Annotated in this window: 13 protein-coding genes; 4 read left to right on the forward strand and 9 right to left on the reverse strand. The window is 40.3% G+C overall.

Going from position 1 to position 18,196, the window contains the following annotated elements:
• The first annotated feature begins 364 nt into the window (after positions 1-364).
• The gene (locus PCIT_RS07710) at positions 365-3,487 is read left to right on the forward strand and encodes an Ig-like domain-containing protein (RefSeq protein WP_010362552.1); all 3,123 of its coding nucleotides are present in this window, start codon (positions 365-367) and stop codon (positions 3,485-3,487) included.
• Between the two features lie 221 nt (positions 3,488-3,708).
• Here the strand turns inward: PCIT_RS07710 and PCIT_RS07715 are convergent, their stop codons facing one another.
• Positions 3,709-4,140, reverse strand: a complete 432-nt coding sequence (locus PCIT_RS07715; RefSeq protein WP_010362551.1) for an acyl-CoA thioesterase — start codon at positions 4,138-4,140, stop codon at positions 3,709-3,711.
• A gap of 455 nt (positions 4,141-4,595) precedes the next feature.
• Between PCIT_RS07715 and PCIT_RS07720 the strand changes: the two genes are divergently transcribed.
• The gene (locus PCIT_RS07720) at positions 4,596-4,832 is read left to right on the forward strand and encodes a hypothetical protein (protein ID WP_010362550.1); all 237 of its coding nucleotides are present in this window, start codon (positions 4,596-4,598) and stop codon (positions 4,830-4,832) included.
• A gap of 55 nt (positions 4,833-4,887) precedes the next feature.
• Here the strand turns inward: PCIT_RS07720 and PCIT_RS23220 are convergent, their stop codons facing one another.
• A complete protein-coding gene (locus PCIT_RS23220; RefSeq protein WP_021032256.1) occupies positions 4,888-5,013 on the reverse strand; it encodes a hypothetical protein in 126 nt (41 codons plus the stop codon).
• Between the two features lie 327 nt (positions 5,014-5,340).
• Here PCIT_RS23220 and PCIT_RS07730 point away from each other — a divergent pair, with 327 nt between their 5' ends.
• On the forward strand, positions 5,341-5,778 hold the full coding sequence (locus tag PCIT_RS07730) for a nuclear transport factor 2 family protein (RefSeq protein ID WP_010362548.1): 438 nt from the start codon (positions 5,341-5,343) through the stop codon (positions 5,776-5,778).
• Between the two features lie 128 nt (positions 5,779-5,906).
• On the opposite strand, the gene PCIT_RS07735 is transcribed toward PCIT_RS07730, so the two are convergent.
• The 7 genes from PCIT_RS07735 to PCIT_RS07765 all read right to left on the reverse strand — a co-directional run bounded on the left by PCIT_RS07735 (position 5,907) and on the right by PCIT_RS07765 (position 16,754).
• Complete coding sequence (locus PCIT_RS07735) at positions 5,907-6,632, reverse strand: transposase (RefSeq protein ID WP_010362547.1); 726 nt, start codon at positions 6,630-6,632, stop codon at positions 5,907-5,909.
• Between the two features lie 840 nt (positions 6,633-7,472).
• The gene (locus PCIT_RS07740; RefSeq protein WP_010362545.1) at positions 7,473-8,120 is read right to left on the reverse strand and encodes a transposase; all 648 of its coding nucleotides are present in this window, start codon (positions 8,118-8,120) and stop codon (positions 7,473-7,475) included.
• 548 nt (positions 8,121-8,668) lie between these two features.
• Positions 8,669-9,388: a transposase gene (locus PCIT_RS07745; RefSeq protein ID WP_010362543.1), complete on the reverse strand. Its 720-nt coding sequence runs from the start codon at positions 9,386-9,388 to the stop codon at positions 8,669-8,671.
• Positions 9,389-11,449: 2,061 nt separating this feature from the next.
• Positions 11,450-14,341: an aminomethyl-transferring glycine dehydrogenase gene (gene gcvP, locus PCIT_RS07750; protein ID WP_010362542.1), complete on the reverse strand. Its 2,892-nt coding sequence runs from the start codon at positions 14,339-14,341 to the stop codon at positions 11,450-11,452.
• A gap of 181 nt (positions 14,342-14,522) precedes the next feature.
• Complete coding sequence (gene gcvH, locus PCIT_RS07755) at positions 14,523-14,912, reverse strand: glycine cleavage system protein GcvH (protein WP_010362541.1); 390 nt, start codon at positions 14,910-14,912, stop codon at positions 14,523-14,525.
• A gap of 52 nt (positions 14,913-14,964) precedes the next feature.
• Positions 14,965-16,047 carry a glycine cleavage system aminomethyltransferase GcvT gene (gcvT, locus tag PCIT_RS07760; RefSeq protein ID WP_010362540.1) on the reverse strand — a complete coding sequence of 361 codons (1,083 nt, stop codon included), beginning with the start codon at positions 16,045-16,047 and terminating at the stop codon, positions 14,965-14,967.
• Between the two features lie 134 nt (positions 16,048-16,181).
• A complete protein-coding gene (locus PCIT_RS07765; RefSeq protein WP_010362539.1) occupies positions 16,182-16,754 on the reverse strand; it encodes a hypothetical protein in 573 nt (190 codons plus the stop codon).
• Between the two features lie 130 nt (positions 16,755-16,884).
• Here PCIT_RS07765 and PCIT_RS07770 point away from each other — a divergent pair, with 130 nt between their 5' ends.
• A complete protein-coding gene (locus PCIT_RS07770) occupies positions 16,885-17,736 on the forward strand; it encodes a LysR family transcriptional regulator (protein WP_010362538.1) in 852 nt (283 codons plus the stop codon).
• The last annotated feature ends 460 nt before the right edge of the window (positions 17,737-18,196 follow it).

Raw genomic sequence — 18,196 nt, forward strand, 5'->3', positions numbered from 1 at the left:
TTAGCTTATTTATAATCGTGATAAAAGGAAATTGGCGTTGCTTATAAGCACTATGACTAACATTAAATTATTGAGTCATCTTTACACTCAATAACCAGAGCCTGCTTCATGACTTTTGATTCATAGCATAAGTTAACCAATATGCAGCGTATAAAAGGGTCATAGCCTTCGATATTTTATCTGTAGAAATTCTATTTTAAATTAGTCATAACTTATCAATTCAGAATGAAAATAGAATAAGGGGCCAGGGTTAGCGCTATAGGTTACTATTTTTATTAGTATAACGTAATTATAATTTCACAATATCAACAAAAAAACAAATGTAGTATCATCAAAGGTAAGCATATAACTTTAAAGGCGTAAGATGAATAACCTCAGCTTATTTTGGTATCTAATCATCACATCATTTTTCTTTTTCCCAACTATAAGTTTGGCAAAAACTAACAAAGTTACTTTACCTAAAGCTAAATTAATTAAGCAATGGGCTGAAGTAGGCGAAAATATTGGAGACTCCGGTTTTTATAGTGCCGATTTAGACGGTGATGGGAATAAAGAGATTATTTTTGGTAACTCAAATAATAGAAGAACCAGAAATTCAAAAATTGCCATATTAAAAGAAGTGCGTCGTGATGAAAGTAATTCACCAGATAAATATGAAATAGTGAAGGAGTTTAGCCTACCAGATAGTGCTGAATTTGAAAGAATATATGGTTTTCATGATAAAGTTTCTGATAATCATTTTTTAGCTGTTATTTCCTCATTAAAAGAAGTGTTTGTCTTTAATTTGAGCGCTCAAAGCTATATCTCGAAGCTCGAAAGCATGACGACTGAACAAATAGACTTTGCAGATTTAGATAATGATAATATTACTGAAATGCTGCTGGTATCTGAAGACACTTTGACTAGTATCAATATGCAAACATGGCAAGTTGAAAAAAATTATCAAATTTCAGGTGAGAAGTTTCTAAAAAACAATCGCTTGCTGACTTTCCAGGCAGGTTACTTTTTGGATAGTCAAACTATTGATATTGCTTTTACTAATGGTAACATTTATAGAGAAAAAGCTGGTAGTTTCGAGCTGGTATGGACGATTAATAAACCGGCAAGCTATGACTTTGCTCATGATGTAAATAAAGATGGATTAGACGAACTGGTAGGTGCTAAATGTACTTTAGATGTTTTAAATAGATCTTACATTGTCCCTGAAGGAAAAAATGCAGATGAGAGTGAATGTAGTAATAATAGATCCTCTCCAAAATCTGCAATAGATCCCAAAACAGGAAATTTAATCAGTTTTATGGCTCCTAATACCCCTTATACCCTAGATCTTAAAACTGGCCCTATTGTTGGGGTTAACACGGTTACTTGGCAAGAAAATACATACGCGTATCCGCGATACTCAAGCCTTAATAAGACTAAGCACTCTACTTTTTACGCATTAATTAATTACCATATTGATGATATTGACAATGATGGCTTATTAGAGACAATCTCAACAAGTGTTGAAGTAAACTCCTCAACAGGCGCCGAAGTTATTACAATTTCAGGAACGAATTGGTTAGGTATGTCTTGGGTATTCTGGGATTATGAAACTAAAACTTACGCTTTGAGTAATCTGGGCGAAACAAATGACATAGAGTTATTTGAATTCAGCTATCAGGATTACTACAACTTCGATACCTATTTATCACAATATTTAGAGTTTAAGGCCCCGGCACTGAACCGCTTCAACACCAATACCTTATCATCAATATGGGAAGACAAACGAAAACCTTATTCACAAGTTTTTGCTGATATTAATGGAGACGGTAAAAATAATGTAATTTCAACTCACGAGGCTCCCTTTTCTTATGAGGTATCAATTTTGGTAGAAGGTATTGGTTATATTTATAATTTTCCAGATAGAACTCATGAACTAATACACAGTGATTTAACATTTGATGGTAAAGATGAAATTTTACTATTGCATGCTAACTCTACCATAGCCGTATTTAAACCAGATCTAGCCAACCCTATTCTTTATTCGACAAATATAGAAAGTTCAAAAATAACAGGGTCTTTGAAAGGGTTGCAAGCCTTAGATTTTGATCACGATGGTGTCCAAGAAGTCATAGTAAGAGACAGTGACAGTCTTTTTATTTACTGGCTAGAAGCGAATCGTGTTGAGCAATTTAATTTTGAGGGCTTCGGTGACTATACTTCAGCAATAATTAAAGGGAAAACTAGATTATTAAGCACGAATGAACAAGGTGAGTTAGTTTCTTTTACTCAGGAAATAGTACCCTCAGTCATAGCTAAAATATGTGATCGTGCTGCTATGCACTTATCAGTGAATGACAATGCTCAAGTCTACTATATTTGTGATAATAAGTTAGGAGTAATTGACTTAAATAGCCAAGCTATTATTTACCAAGAATTACTCAATCACAGCCCTGATCAGGTACAAATATTACATAGTGATGATTTATCCTACTTGCTTACTTTTGCAGGAAGTCGACGCTTTTTATTTAAAATTGACTTAGTCTCTGCAGAAACGATCAGTTTAGAAAACCTCAATTTAACAACTACGAGTAATAATAAAATTGAAGGCAAAGTTCTAAACGCGGATGGGTTAGCTGCTGATGGATTTTACACCTTTAGTGCGCCGGAAAATGGCAAAATTGACTTCATTAATAGACAGGCGGGAATATTCAATTATACCCCCAATAATGGTTTCTCAGGAACTGATGAGTTTGTTATTGCATCAATAAATTCACAAGGTAACTCAGCGAAAGCAAGTGTTTCGGTTAAAGTCCTTAACACCGTACCAACGATTAATAACCAAAGCTTTACCACACACTGGAACTTAAAATTAACTGCTCAGTTAACCGCTGTTGATATTGATAATCAACCTTTAGAGTTTAGTGTTAAGAGTCAACCTAGTTTTGGCGCTGTTCAGTTCATTGATAGCACAACAGGTCAGTTTGACTACATTCCATCGATAGCGTCATTAGAGCCAAGTAGTTTTAACGTAATGGTCAATGATGGCTATAGTAATTCGGAAGCTAATATCATTATTAACCATACTAATAGCCAGCCTACAGCTAAAGGTGTAAGTAGGACATTTTCGTATGATGACGTCATTAAGTTACAACTTATAGGTAGTGATGCCGATGGAGACCCTCTAACTTATGAGCTGTTAGATAGCGTGACATCTGGGGAACTTAGTCTAGATAACACAACAGGTATTTTGTCTTATAAATTAGAAAGTACCTCTGACAATGAGATCAATATTAACTTCCGAGTGTCGGATGGAATAAGTTACTCTGAACTTGCAACAATTAATATTACGATACAAGGTAAAGCTATCAAAAAAGACAGTAAAATTGATAAAGATAATGCAAGTGGTGGCGCAATGCTTATTTTATTGTTTATTCTACTACTATGCTTGGCTCTGAGGGCTTTAAATTACAAAGAAAAGATAGCTTTGCAAAGTAGGCTAAATTAAAAATAAAAGCTCATAAAAGGGGCAATAACCAAAAGGTTATTACCCCTTTTATTTACAGAACTTACTTGTGATAGAGACGAAGAAGATAATGAACAATGCGCAAACAGGTAGTCCCCGCAAAATAGCAGGTGTTATTCAGTTCCCTATTTGATGGCTTTACTTTCACTGGAGCACGATATCGCATAATGCAATGCCACCGACTAACTCACCTCTTAACGTTACTATAATTGTCCTGTGTATTGCTTCAGTATGGTTAGCATGTTGCTTGGAATTGACGCTTTTTGCCCTGTTTTCATATTAAACATCACCACACTCGCATACCCTGTGGTGCAGATTGCTTGCTGTGATTCGCTAAACGCCTCGTAGCGCATAGTAAAACGGTCTTCTTTTATATCGGTAATGTATGAACCAATATGCAGCGTATCAGGAAAAGTAACCGGTCGTTTGTATTGCGCGTAAGTGTCGCGCAGAACAGGGCTATGAGTGGGTTCTGATAAAATAGACAGTAAGCCCGTTTGGCTTAAAAAATCAATTCGCGCGGTTTCGAAATAGCGAAAATACGACACGTTATTCACATGCCCTAAGGCATCCATTTCTCCCCATACCACATTAATCTTTGTGTTAATTGCAAACTTTTCGAAAAATTCCTGCATGACGATGCCTCAAAGTTATGGTTATTTATTTTGAGAGTAACAACTCATCGTACCAGCAACAAGGGTAATGCGATCCCTAAATGAAAAAAGATAACTAACTATCTCAAACCAGAGCCTAGTCAATTTAAGACCTGACCTCAATACTTGCTCGACATACCCAGATACCTGCATATTTAAAATTCAGAAAAACAACCTGCTCATTTAAAACTCGCATAAATCAACTAATATCAGACAAACGCTTCCTGAACTATTTTGTTTCCCACTCTAAAAACTGCGGTCCTTTATCCAGACTCTCACCTACCAAAAACTTTTGCCTATGAAGCGTACCTTTAAACAATTTATGCCAACGAATCAAATAGCCCCTAACTTATTATTTTTTGAATGTATTGATTAAAAAGATATTTTATATTAAATTTAAGAACCCGTAATGGGAACTGATATTTATAAGGAATAAAATGAAGTTTAGTTTAAACAAGGTCAAGTTAAAGAATTTATCAAACGATGGTGTACGTTTACCTCTAAATCTAACACCTCAAATCGCAGGTGCCAGCATTAATGGAGGCTGTGTAACAGGGGAGACCATTACAGAGGGTAGAACAACAGATGTGTCTGTAACAATTACCGATCCAACGATCGGCACCGTAATTGGACCTGTAACCGGCCCTGGCACCGCACCTATATTTAGAGGATAAGCTACTCTAACTATTTTAGCGTGTTAAAAGCTATGTTGATAGTGCTATTGTACTATCAACTGTCACTCTCAATATAAACAACATAGTCATCTGCTTCAACAAAAGTCACTTGCCGATTGTTACCATGTTGAACAATATGCTGCGAGATATTGGGAAGGTTTAATCGAGGAAAACGTGCCATAACTTAACTAGTCCATTAGTTTTTCGTTACATCAGTATAGCCCATCAAACACAAGTGAAGCCTAAATCAACGACTCTGACCCCATTGATTGGCGTGATTGGCGGGATATTGGGAAGATTTAATCGAGGAAGACGTGCCATAACTTAACTAGTCCATTAGTTTTTCATTACATCAGTATAGCCCATCAAACACAAGTGAAGCCTAAATCAACGACTCTGACCCCATTGATTCGTGACCCCATTGATTCAAAATGGTTATAAATTTGATAGATTAAAACTGTAATAAATTAAAAAAATCAGATAAATTAGTGTAAAACAAGGAGGATTAATGACTAGATTACTTTTTATCTTAACAAGCTGTATTTTGCTAACATTCCCTACATTAAAAGCCAGTGCTGGTCAGTTTAACACACCACAAGAAGCCGTTGGGACCTATGTCACAGGCGTCACCCTAGGCATTGGTAGAAATATTGAAATGGCCTTCCAAAAAACAGCTACAATTCAGTACTTTGACGAGCGCGGTCAGTACCAAATCTTTGGCCGTGATCAATTTATGCAACGGGTTGATACAGGTAATAAGTGGGCTGCGAAGGTCGAAATCACGAACTTGTTAATCACGGGAAATGTTGCCAATGCCACTGTCGAGTTTACATGGGGAAAAGAAAAACAACATGGTTATGTAGATTATATCAATCTCATTTTTGATGGTCAGCAATGGCAAATTACCAGCAAGGTTGCACAGTACATCTCAAGAAAGCCCAATTAATCAGTTTATCTTAGAGCACTTAGAAGCGAGCTCTTGGACAGAAGTGCCAAGTAAAGGTAAGTTAATCACGCCAAACCAAGCTGGGGAATACCAGCTAGTTCGCGTGAGACTAAACGAGTTCAAAGGGGTCAGAGTCGTTGATTTTTCTCTTTTGACTTTAAGAACGCCCCTGATTTTCTATCTCCTCCTTTTGGCAAAGGCGAGACTCTCCTACCCGATACTTCCTCAACTTGTTGTTTAAATTTATCATTGCCAAGTACCCACATTTTATCAGTTGCTGTTTTTATTTCCTCAAGCGTATATCGCGGAATGTCTCTTTCAAATAATGAGCGATATTGCGCTTGCCTCTGCTCTGGGCGAGTACCTAACTGTGTATATAAATCGTGCTCAGTAATAAGCTCAATGACCTTCCCCGCCCCATTATGCTGATAGCTAGACCAAGTATACTCAGCTGGGTGTGCAACCATACCGGCTCTAACAGGATTAAGCTCAATGTAACGGCTCACAATTAAAAAATAATTGTCACTATCAACTAATGTTGATTTAAATCGCCCTTCCCACAGTGTGCCCGTGCGTTTATAAGTTTGGTTAAAATAGCGAACATAATAACGCCCTAAAGACTGTATAAGCTTGCTCACACCATTGCTTGTGGTTGGTGTGGCCAGTAAATGAATATGATTCGTCATCAGTACAAACGCATGTACTTTTACTTCATATTCTTTGGCGTAGTACTTTAGCTTTTCTAAATAAACAACATAGTCATCTGCTTCAACAAAAGTCACTTGCCGATTGTTACCACGTTGAACAATATGCTGCGGGATATTGGGAAGGTTTAATCGAGGAAGGCGTGCCATAACTTAACTAGTCCATTAGTTTTTCGTTACACCAGTATAGCCCATCAAACACAAGTGAAGCCTAAATCAACGACTCTGACCCCATTGATTGCCGGATTGGCGGGATATTGGGAAGATTTAATCGAGGGAGGCGTGCCATAACTTAAACTAGTCCATTAGTTTTTAGTTACATCAGTATAGCCCATCAAACATAAGTGAAGCCTAAATCAACGACTCTGACCCCATTGATTAGACCCCATTGATTACATTGATTGCCGTGATTGGCGGGATATTGGGAAGATTTAATCGAGGGAGGCGTGCCATAACTTAAACTAGTCCATTAGTTTTTAGTTACATCAGTATAGCCCATCAAACATAAGTGAAGCCTAAATCAACGACTCTGACCCCATTGATTACCATTGATTAGAAGCGAGCTCTTGGACAGAAGTGCCAAGTAAAGGTAAGTTAATCACGCCAAACCAAGCTGGGGAATACCAGCTAGTTCGCGTGAGACTAAACTATAATTTGCCAAACAACCCTTCCAGTGCTTACCAAATTACGCTGGGTTCAAATATAGCGTCATTTTCTCAACACTCAATAAAGGGCGAGCCAAATGTGTTACGAGTGCCGTATTCAGCACAAAGCTCCCCTTATTTAACAACTCAGGCCTATCAAACACTCAAATGAAACTTGGTTTTAAACGATTCAACAGGACGCCCTGTGCCAGGAGGCCAAGCCCTATTCTTCTTATGGCGTGATTACTATACTCTACAGGCAAACAACTTCGAATTAACCTCCGCTACTGCAGACGCGCAAGGAAAGATTTCACAAACTATCGAACTAGGTCGCCGATCAACGGGGTCAGAGTCGTTGATTTTTGCCAACTTGTTGTTTAAATTTATCATTGCCAAGTACCCACATTTTATCAGTGGCTGTTTTTATTTCCTCAAGCGTATATGGCGGAATGTCACTTTCAAATAATGCGCGGTATTGTGCTTGCCTCTGCTCTGGGCTAGTACCTAACTGCGCATATAAGTCATGTTCAGTAATAAGCTCGATGACCTTCCCTACAGCATTATGCTGATAGCTAGACCAAGTATATTCAGCAGGGTGCTGAACCATGCCTGCTCTCACTGGGTTTAGTTCAATATAACGACTCAGAATTAAAAAATAATTGTCACTATCAACCAATGTGGATTTAAATCGCCCTTCCCACAGCGTGCCCGTGCGTTTATAAGCTTGGTTGAAATACCTTACGTAATAACGCCCAAGCGACTGCATAAGCTTGCTTACACCACCTGATGAAGTGGGTGTAGCTAATAAATGAACATGATTAGTCATCAGTACATATGCATGAACTTTAACCTCATACTCTTTGGCGTAGTACTTTAGCTTTTCTAAATAAACAACATAGTCATCTACTTCAACAAAAGTCACTTGCCGATTGTTACCGCGTTGAACAATATGCTGCGGGATATTGGGAAGGTTTAATCGAGGAAGACGTGCCATAACTTAACTAGTCCATTAGTTTTTCGTTACATCAGTATAGCCCATCAAACACAAGTGAAGCCTAAATCAACGACTCTGACCCCATTGATTTTCATAGCGTTTGATTTGCCAACAGGCGTTGATGCACACCCTAATAAGCTACTCCCTAAGCCCATAAATGCTAATGTCACGGTATTTTTTGTAAATTGTCTGCGAGAAATCACTGATACTGCCCCTAAATTTTTAAATAAGCTTAATCGAGCAAAATGATACTTTTATCAAAGCTATGTTAAACCTAATGATATTTTCATTGAAAATAAATGATACAATATAACATAACAAAAGAACCAAAAAGGAAGATGAATACTAAAAATTAGGCATATATGATTTGACCCCTTTGATTACATATAACGTAACCCACATTCAAAAACAACCTATACAAACCTCAATAACTTGTAACAATATCGTATAAAAAATAAAACCCAATGGGTGGTAAAGGTTAAATTTCATACAACATTTAATGTCGCTTAATGCTATTCAGCCTATAAGCAAACAGGAGTTCAATGGGGTCAGAGTCGTTGATTTTTCTCTTTTGACTTTAAGAACGCCCCTGATTTTCTATCCCCTCCTTGTGGCAAAGGCGAGACTCTCCTGCCCGACATTTCCTCAACTTGTTGTTTGAATTTATCATTGCCAAGTACCCACATTTTATCAGTTTTTATTTTCTCAAGCGTATATGGCGGAATGTCACTTTCAAATAATGAGCGGTATTGTGCTTGCCTCTGCTCTGGGCTAGTACCTAACTGCGCATATAAATCATGTTCAGTAATAAGCTCGATGACCTTCCCTACAGCATTATGCTGATAGCTAGACCAAGTATATTCAGCTGGGTGCTGAACCATGCCTGCTCTCACTGGGTTTAGTTCAATATAACGACTCACAATTAAAAAATAATTGTCACTATCAACTAATGTTGATTTAAATCGCCCTTCCCACAATGTGCCCGTGCGTTTATAAATTTGGTTAAAATAGCGAACATAATAACGCCCTAAAGACTGTATAAGCTTGCTCACACCATTACTTGTGGTTGGTGTTGCCAATAAATGAATATGATTCGTCATCAGTACAAACGCATGTACTTTTACTTCATATTCTTTGGCGTAGTACTTTAGCTTTTCTAAATAAACAACATAGTCATCTGCTTCAACAAAAGTCACTTGCCGATTGTTACCGCGCTGAACAATATGCTGCGGGATATTGGGAAGGTTTAATCGAGGAAGACGTGCCATAACTTAACTAGTCCATTAGTTTTCGTTACATTAGTATAGCCCATCAAACATAAGTGAAGCCTAAATCAACGACTCTGACCCCATTGATTCTCAAACATAAGTGAAGCCTAAATCAACGACTCTGACCTCATTGATTCTAAAGAAGTATTAAGAACCACCAAGGAGTGGTTTCAATGAATTTGATAATATTAATGTTTGTTTAACCGTATAAAAACCTAAATCTCAGGTACGCCATATAATTAGAGCTGAAGTACCCTCTGTGGGGGCTAATTTTATTTGATAAACCGAGTAAGTAAACAGTTAAATCGCATTCACGCCAAGAATCTTCCTTTTTAGAGAAAAACAAGACAAACCGACAAGCAAATAAAGAGCTGCATATGGGGGTATGAGCTGCCCAAAGCGAGTTACGTTAGCTTCTCAAAACCTGTCAGCAGCTATCTTTCCTTATTACTACATATAACAATTTAACCACTCTCAAAATCAGGGTAAATACCAATATAAAACTGGTCTAAAAATTAGCCTGTCGACAAGTAGCGCCACGAGCACCCATCGGTACATCGTCAATACATACCTCTGTAATTTCAATTTAATTTGTATAACGCTTAACATATTGCCTTATACAGGTCCAAGTGATAGAGTGAATTTTGTTCACTCTATATTGCCATAATTTTGGTATTTAGCTTTAAATAAGGATCGGCATGGCAGTGAACTAAGACTATTAAAATAAAGGAATGAATTATGAAAATGAAACTCAATAAAAAAGCAATCAAGTCTCTATCTTATACAGAAAAGTCATTAAATCAGGAACAAACCAAACAAGTCGGTGGAGGATGGTCAATTCCAACAAACTACATAATGTGTACGTATATATGTCCTATTACTCGTTAATTTAATTGTTTAGCGCGACTCACAGCGCGACACTCTTAACTAAAGTTAAGCAGTCATAATCTCTTTTTCACATATTTATTGGCTGCTTTTTTGATTCCAAGTACATAAACTCTTATACGAACAACCCACTGAAAATAAGCCGTTCGTAAAAGTTATAATCTCCAACAAGGCCATGCAACTGACACTAAAAGTGCCATAGGTGAAGCGTTGCGATCACGGAAAGTCAGTGAAGTATTTAATCTTATTTATGCTTTTATCTAGTCTTGCTTATGCCCACCAAGATACCATCATTAAACTTGAAGGTAATAAATTAATCGGTCTTCCTAATCAGAGTACGTAAATCCCTATAGGCAATGCACTTCAAGACATGCCGGTACATGGATGTGCTTTCATGGCGTTTACGTTCACATCAATTATTTATTTGAAGATCAGCGTCGCTGGGTGAGTCCAGTGAGGGCCAGCGGCCGCCCCTCTTTGGTTGCTGTCGCCAACGCGACAAAGGGTTAATTTTCAAATGAATGTTGAGAAATAGAAAATGCTGACATGAGTTGTTTTGTGGGTCCTGACTTTCGTCAGGAAGAGGATATTGATACAAGCAAGATCCTGACCTACGTCAGGAAAACGACATTAATACAAGCACTGCTAAGAATAGATCCTGACCTGTCTCAGGCAGACGATATTGATTCAAGTGCTGGTAAGAATGGGTCCTGACCTACGTCAGGAAGACGATATTGATTCAAGTGCTGCTAGGAATAGATCCTGACCTGCGTCAGAAAGACGATATTGATTCAAGTGCTGCTAAGAATGGGTCCTGACCGACGTCAAGAAAACGATATTGATTCAAGTGCTGCTCAGAATGGGTCCTGACCTGCGTCAGGAAGACGATATTGATTAAAGTGCTGCTAAGAATGGATCCTGACCTTCGTCAGGAAGACGGTATTGATATAAGTACAGCTAAGAATAGATCCTGACCTTCGTCAGGAAGACAATAACTACCTTGAAAAACGATATTGATACAAGCGCTGCTAAGAATGGAGCCTAACTTGCGTCAGAAAGGCATAATTAAAATACCAGCTTCTATTTAACAAGCTACAAAAAAGCCGCTTTGAACACTCAAAGCGGCTTTTTAATTTAAGTAGAGGTTTGGCGTAAAGCCAAACCTACCTCACTCAATTACTCTGCATACGTCTCAATTGGCGGACATGAACAAATTAAGTTACGGTCACCTAACACGTCGTCAATACGTGTAACTGTTGGCCAGAACTTGTCTTTTGCCACACTTGGTACTGGGAATGCCGCGTAGAAACGGTCATACGCTCGGTTCCACTCATTGCCTAGTACGTCAGCTTGGGTGTGTGGTGCAAATACCAATGGGTTGTTTTCAATAGACCATTCACCAGAGATGATTCTGTCTACTTCGCCCTTGATAGAGATCATGGCTTCAATGAAGCGGTCGATTTCTACTTTAGATTCAGACTCAGTAGGCTCAATCATCAATGTGCCTGCTACTGGGAACGACATAGTCGGTGAGTGGAAACCATAATCTTGTAAACGCTTAGCGATATCCATTTCTGTGATGCCTGACGTTTCTTTGATTGGGCGTAAATCAACAATACATTCGTGTGCAACACGGTTGTTTTGACCACGGTACAAAATTGGGTAATGCTCACTTAGCTTTTCTGTTAAGTAGTTGGCATTCACAATCGCCATTTCAGTTGCTTGCTTTAAGCCTTCTGAGCCCATCATCGTGATGTATGCCCATGAAATAGGAAGAATGGCTGCTGAACCGTAAGGTGCTGCTGATACTGCGCCATTACCTTCAGTCGTGCCTGGTACGTTGATCACGCTGTGGTTCGGCATAAACTCTGCTAGGTGTGATTTAACCCCAATTGGGCCAACACCTGGGCCACCGCCACCGTGTGGAATACAGAATGTTTTGTGCAAGTTAAGGTGTGATACGTCAGACCCAATTGAACCTGGGCTGGTAATACCCACCTGTGCGTTCATGTTCGCGCCATCCATGTATACTTGGCCGCCGTGCTCATGCACGATGTTGCATACTTCTTTGATGCTTTGCTCGTAAACACCATGTGTAGATGGGTAGGTTACCATGATACATGATAGGTTTTCAGCTACGTCAGCGGCTTTCGCACGTAGGTCGTCCATATCGATGTTACCAAGCGAGTCACACGCAACAACCACCACTTTCATGCTGGCCATTTGTGCTGATGCTGGGTTAGTACCATGTGCTGAACTTGGGATTAAGCAGATGTTACGGTGCCCTTCGCCACGTGACTCATGGTATTTACGAATTGCGATAAGACCCGCATATTCACCTTGTGCACCAGAGTTTGGCTGTAATGATACTGCGTCGTATCCGGTGATGTTTACCAACCACTCGTTAAGCTCGTTGATCATCACTTGGTAACCTTGTGCTTGATCAAGCGGGCAGAATGGGTGCATTTCTGCAAATTCAGGCCACGTTACTGGGATCATCTCCGCTGTCGCATTCAGTTTCATAGTACATGAACCTAATGAGATCATAGAGTGGTTAAGCGCTAAATCTTTATTTTCAAGGCGCTTAATATAACGCAGCATTTCGGTCTCGCTGTGGTACGAGTTGAAGTTAGGATGCGTTAAAATTTCGTCGTCACGTACTAGGCTTGCTGGAATACCAGTGATGCCATCAGCAGCAACTTGAGAATCAAGTGCATCTACATCAAGGCCATGGCCTTCACCTAGAATAATATCAAACAACTGTGCTACATCGGCACGAGTGGTTGTTTCGTTCACTGATACTGAGTATTCACCCGCATGATTAGTTGCAAAGTTTACCTCTGCTGCAATCGCACGTGCAACTACCGCATCTTTGTCTGCACTTACCACTGTTAGCGTGTCAAACCATGTGTCATGCTTCAGCGTCACGCCTTTTGATGTCAGGCCGGTTGCTAAAATGCTGGCAAAACGGTTAGTGCGTTGAGCAATGGTTTTTAGCCCTTGAGGGCCATGGTACACCGCATAAAATGCTGCCATGTTGGCAAGTAATACCTGCGCTGTACAAATGTTTGAATTGGCTTTTTCACGACGGATATGCTGCTCACGTGTTTGCATTGCCATACGTAGTGCATCGTTACCTAAGCGGTCTTTTGATACACCAATAATACGACCTGGCAGTGAACGCTTGTACTTATCGCGTGTTGCGAAAAATGCAGCATGTGGACCACCGTAACCCATTGGTACACCAAAACGTTGTGCAGATCCTAGTACGACGTCTGCACCGAGTTTACCTGGTGCTTTTAGTAGCATTAAGCTCATGATGTCTGCGGCAACACAGGCAATCGCTTTTTTATCTTGTATTTGTGCGATAAGCGTTTGTACGTCTACCACTTCACCCGTTGTGCTTGGGTATTGGAAAAGCGCACCAAAAATCTCATGGTTTACAGCGTCTGTTGCTGGGCCAACGATGATGTCAAAACCAAACTGTTCTGCACGCGTTGTTACTACGTCAATGGTTTGCGTGTGAACGTCTTCGGCAATAAAGAATGCATTGGCTTTTTTCGCTTTAGATACGCGTTTAGCCAGTGCCATCGCCTCTGCTGCTGCCGTAGACTCATCTAACAATGAGGCTGATGCTAAGTCTAAACCAGTAATATCAATGGTAAGAGTCTGGAAGTTAAGTAATGATTCTAAACGACCTTGCGCAATCTCTGGCTGATAAGGTGTATACGCCGTGTACCAACCTGGGTTTTCAAGTACGTTACGTAAAATCACGTTTGGTACATGTGTTGGGTGGTAGCCCTGTCCAATGTACGACTTGAATACTTTGTTTTGGCTTGCAACCGACTTTAGGTAGCTCAGCGTTTCAACTTCAGTACGGCTATCGCCTACTGTTAAACCTTGCTCTAAACGGATAGCTGCAGGGACGGTTTGACCGATCAGCTCTTCAACACTCGATACTTCAAGAGCAGCTAGCATATCGCTAACTTGCGCTGGGCTAGGCCCAATATGGCGGCGAATAAAATCTTGCTTTTGCTCTAACTGTTCAAGAGATTTGGCGTTTGACATTAGTCCAGATTCCTATGATCCAAAAATATAAATAATATTTACTGCAATAAACCAACGGGGTTTATATTGGTCTATGGTAATCAATTTTAAACAGCACACAGCAAGGGTAATGGCTTGACTAAAGTGTGTGTTTGAAAACAATAAAAGCCCCGGTTGGGGCTTTTAAAAACTCACTCGACGATTAATCTTCGTCGATTGAGTTTGCGTAACCTTCTGCATCTAACAGGTTACCTAGCTCAGCTTCATCAGATGCTTTAACACGGAATAACCAACCGTCGCCGAACGCGTCGTTGTTAACCGTTTCTGGTGAATCTTCAAGGTCTTCGTTAATAGCAACGATTTCACCAGTGATTGGTGCATAGATATCTGATGCCGCTTTTACCGACTCAGCTACAGCACAATCTTCACCCGCATCAACTTCATCGCCAACTTCTGGTAATTCTACGAATACCATGTCGCCTAAAAGCTCTTGAGCGTGCTCAGTGATACCTACAGTATAAGTACCATCACCTTCGGCGCGAACCCACTCGTGTGAAGACGCGTACTTTAACTCGCTAGGAATATTGCTCATTTTTTGTTCCTTTGGTTCGGTTTTTTAGGCGGCGCACCGCCCTATTATAATATTAAATAATTGACTTGCCGTTACGTACAAAGCTTGGCTTCACTACTTTAACGTCAACTAGCTTTTTGCGCATTTCAACCTGTGCTGTCTCACCAGTAGAGCGAGGTACTCGTGCTAAAGCAACACTAAAGCCAAGCGTCGGTGAGAATGTACCAGAAGTGATAACCCCTTCGCCACCTTCTACGATAACTTTAGAGCCTGCACGTAACACGCCTTTGCTCTCTAGCACTAAACCAACTAGCTTATCTGTGCTCTTGTCTGCACGTTGTTGCTCAACCACTTTACGGCCAATGAAGTCACGCTCAGCAGGTTCCCAAGCAATCGTCCACGCCATGTTTGCAGCCAATGGCGACACAGTGTCGTCCATGTCTAAGCCGTACAAGTTCATGCCCGCTTCTAAACGTAGCGTATCACGTGCACCTAAGCCAGCAGGAGCAACACCTGCGTCTAATAATTTTTGCCAAAGGTCCGCAGCACCGTCATTGTGTACCACAATTTCATATCCTGCTTCACCCGTGTAACCTGTGGTAGCGATGAATAAATCACCTGCTTGCACACCAAAGAAAGGCTTCATACCTTCAACAGCAGCATTTTGCTCTGCATCTAAAACCTCAGCCGTTTTTGCTTTGGCATTCGGGCCTTGTACTGCAATCATCGCATACTCTGGACGTTCAGTTACTTCAACTGCATAACCTTCAGATACTGTCGCAATGTGTGCTAAATCTTTTTCACGCGTCGCTGAGTTTACAACTAGGCGGTAATCCGTTTCAGTGAAGAAATAAATGATAAGGTCGTCAATTACGCCGCCTTGCTCATTTAACATGCCGGTGTAAAGCGCTTTACCAGGAACAGTTAACTTCGCTACATCATTTGCAACTAGCTTACGCAAAAATGCTTTTGCATCATCGCCTTTTACATCCACAATGGTCATATGAGATACGTCAAACATACCTGCATCGGTACGTACCGCGTTGTGCTCTTCAATCTGTGAACCATAGTTAATTGGCATATCCCAACCGTGGAAATCCACCATTTTCGCGCCAGCTTCAATGTGCTTTGCATGTAGTACTGTTTTAGAAGTCATATCATTCCTTCACTGTCATATTTGTACTTATAGGGTATGAGCTATAAGTATTGCCTCATAGTGAGGTGGGGTTAATTCAATAGTAACAAGGGCCGCAAAATCATCTTGCTAGCCCTTGTCATATAATCTGTTTGTTAGTTTAGGCTAAAGCCTTGCTGCTGCAATACGCCTTGCCACTTTTCAAGTGTTGGCTTTAGCGCAATGAGCTGATATTGCTGTTCGCCGCTTTGCAGTAATGAAGTGACAAACACCTCACCACTTTGTCGGCCATAGCACGCTTGCTCGTCAGATATACGAAGGCCCGGCGTTAGCTCAAAGCTGCTCACCAAGGTGTCAAATGCTTGCTGACCACTGAGTGTGCTTACATTTAAGTCTTCGCGCACCACTAGTTCAATATCGTACTCATGTTCATGCTGCGTAATTAATGCTTTAAATGATGCGACAGAATCGACATCCACAACGAAACGATAGGCAGTTTCGCTGAAGTAATAAACGGCAAAATATTCACCACTTACTAATTGACCTTTGACGCCCAGTCCCGGGGCCATCAATTTGTTTAAGTTAAGCCCTAGCACTTGATTTAAAAACGGCGTCGTTTCAAAACCACTAAAATCTAAAATCACTAGGTTATGTGTAGCAACCATGCTATTGGCTGCAGGCGCTATGCCTTGGCGATGTTTAGCAAACATTGTAGGAGCAAAAGTCATTGCTACACCTTAAATAAATTTTCATTAGCTGAAAGTATATGGGGGCTGATAAGCAACAACAAATTGTAATTTTTTATCAATTGATAAATAATACTTATATAAACAGCTAGATTAAATTGTATTTATTAATATGAAGAACTTATCTATTGATGGACTGCGCACATTAGTCACTGTGGTTGAAGTGGGTGGCTTTGCAAAAGCGGGAGAACGACTGGGTTTATCGCAGCCGGCAGTCTCTTTACAAATTAAGCGCCTTGAGGATATGCTCAATTGCAAGCTGTTTAAAAAACAAGGTCAACGCCAAGTTTTAAATCAGTACGGTGAGTTATTACTGCCACTTGCAAAACAGATGCTGCAACATAATGACGCGATTTTACAGCAATTCACTTCAGAGAGCGTCACAGGAAAAGTCCGTTTAGGTATACCCAGTGAATTTGCTGCCCGTATACTGCCTTCAATCATTGGTGACTTTGTTGCTTTATACCCTGATGTATCGCTTGAAGTTAAATCTCGCTTAAGTAAACATTTGCTTTCAGTATCTCGCCAAGATCAATTTGATCTCGTGTTGGCATTAAATGAGCAAACTGGATCAGAGCAATTCCCTGTGTTTATGCAAGATCAGTTAGTGTGGGTTGGCGATCTGTCTTTGGTCAAAGATAGCGCGCAGGTCGTTACCTTAGTCACCGCACCAGAAGGTTGTATTTATCGCCGCCGTGCCATTGAAGCACTACAACAAGCGGGCATTAAACACCGTGTTATTTACAGTAATGCCGACTTAACAGGGTTGACCGCGGCATTAAAAGAAGGGTTAGGCGTGACTGTACTTGCAAAAAGCACGGTCCCCAATGAGCTTAACTATCAAACCAGCACTAAATACTTGCCAGAGCTCGGCGACATTGGGATCTGCTTGGTCAAAAACTCAGCTGAGTCTGTGCATGCCGTCGATAAGTTAGCGGAGTTTATCGCTCTGCGATTAAGTTAAATATGTAGGGTATAGATCTAGAAACTAGCGCCTAAACCAATGGACCCTGAATCAAGTTCAGGGAGACAAAATTTAGGAGTCAAGTTCAGGGCGACGAAGTTTAGGGGCAAACTCACGAAAATGAAGTTTAGGCGTCAAACCCCAACACCGCCGTCTTTCTGACGAAGGTCAGAATCCACGTAAAACATAAACGTGGGGCTCAAACCAATAGACCCTGAATCAAGTTCAGGGCGACAAAATTTAGGAATCAAGTTCAGGGAGACAAAATTTAGAAGCCAAATTCACGAAAATGAAGTTTAGGCGTCAAACCCCAACACCGCCGTCTTTCTGACGAAGGTCAGAATCCATGTAAAACGTAAACCTGGGGCTCAAACCAATGGACCCTGAATCAAGTTCAGGGAGACGAAGTTTAGGCGTCAAACTCCAACACCACCGTCTTTCTGACGAAGGTCAGAATCCA

It is taken from the genome of Pseudoalteromonas citrea (assembly GCF_000238375.3).
Classification (GTDB): Bacteria; Pseudomonadota; Gammaproteobacteria; order Enterobacterales; family Alteromonadaceae; genus Pseudoalteromonas; species Pseudoalteromonas citrea.

Excerpts from the sequence above, each read along its gene's own strand:
- PCIT_RS07745 (WP_010362543.1), bottom strand. The coding sequence starts at position 9,388 with ATGGCACGTCTTCCTCGATTAAACCTTCCCAATATCCCGCAGCATATT.
- PCIT_RS07770 (WP_010362538.1), top strand. The coding sequence starts at position 16,885 with ATGAAGAACTTATCTATTGATGGACTGCGCACATTAGTCACTGTGGTT.
- PCIT_RS07730 (WP_010362548.1), top strand. The coding sequence starts at position 5,341 with ATGACTAGATTACTTTTTATCTTAACAAGCTGTATTTTGCTAACATTC.
- gcvP (WP_010362542.1), bottom strand. The coding sequence starts at position 14,341 with ATGTCAAACGCCAAATCTCTTGAACAGTTAGAGCAAAAGCAAGATTTT.
- PCIT_RS07720 (WP_010362550.1), top strand. The coding sequence starts at position 4,596 with ATGAAGTTTAGTTTAAACAAGGTCAAGTTAAAGAATTTATCAAACGAT.
- PCIT_RS07710 (WP_010362552.1), top strand. The coding sequence starts at position 365 with ATGAATAACCTCAGCTTATTTTGGTATCTAATCATCACATCATTTTTC.
- PCIT_RS23220 (WP_021032256.1), bottom strand. The coding sequence starts at position 5,013 with ATGGCACGTTTTCCTCGATTAAACCTTCCCAATATCTCGCAGCATATT.
- PCIT_RS07765 (WP_010362539.1), bottom strand. The coding sequence starts at position 16,754 with ATGACTTTTGCTCCTACAATGTTTGCTAAACATCGCCAAGGCATAGCG.
- PCIT_RS07735 (WP_010362547.1), bottom strand. The coding sequence starts at position 6,632 with ATGGCACGCCTTCCTCGATTAAACCTTCCCAATATCCCGCAGCATATT.
- PCIT_RS07740 (WP_010362545.1), bottom strand. The coding sequence starts at position 8,120 with ATGGCACGTCTTCCTCGATTAAACCTTCCCAATATCCCGCAGCATATT.
- PCIT_RS07715 (WP_010362551.1), bottom strand. The coding sequence starts at position 4,140 with ATGCAGGAATTTTTCGAAAAGTTTGCAATTAACACAAAGATTAATGTG.
- gcvH (WP_010362541.1), bottom strand. The coding sequence starts at position 14,912 with ATGAGCAATATTCCTAGCGAGTTAAAGTACGCGTCTTCACACGAGTGG.
- gcvT (WP_010362540.1), bottom strand. The coding sequence starts at position 16,047 with ATGACTTCTAAAACAGTACTACATGCAAAGCACATTGAAGCTGGCGCG.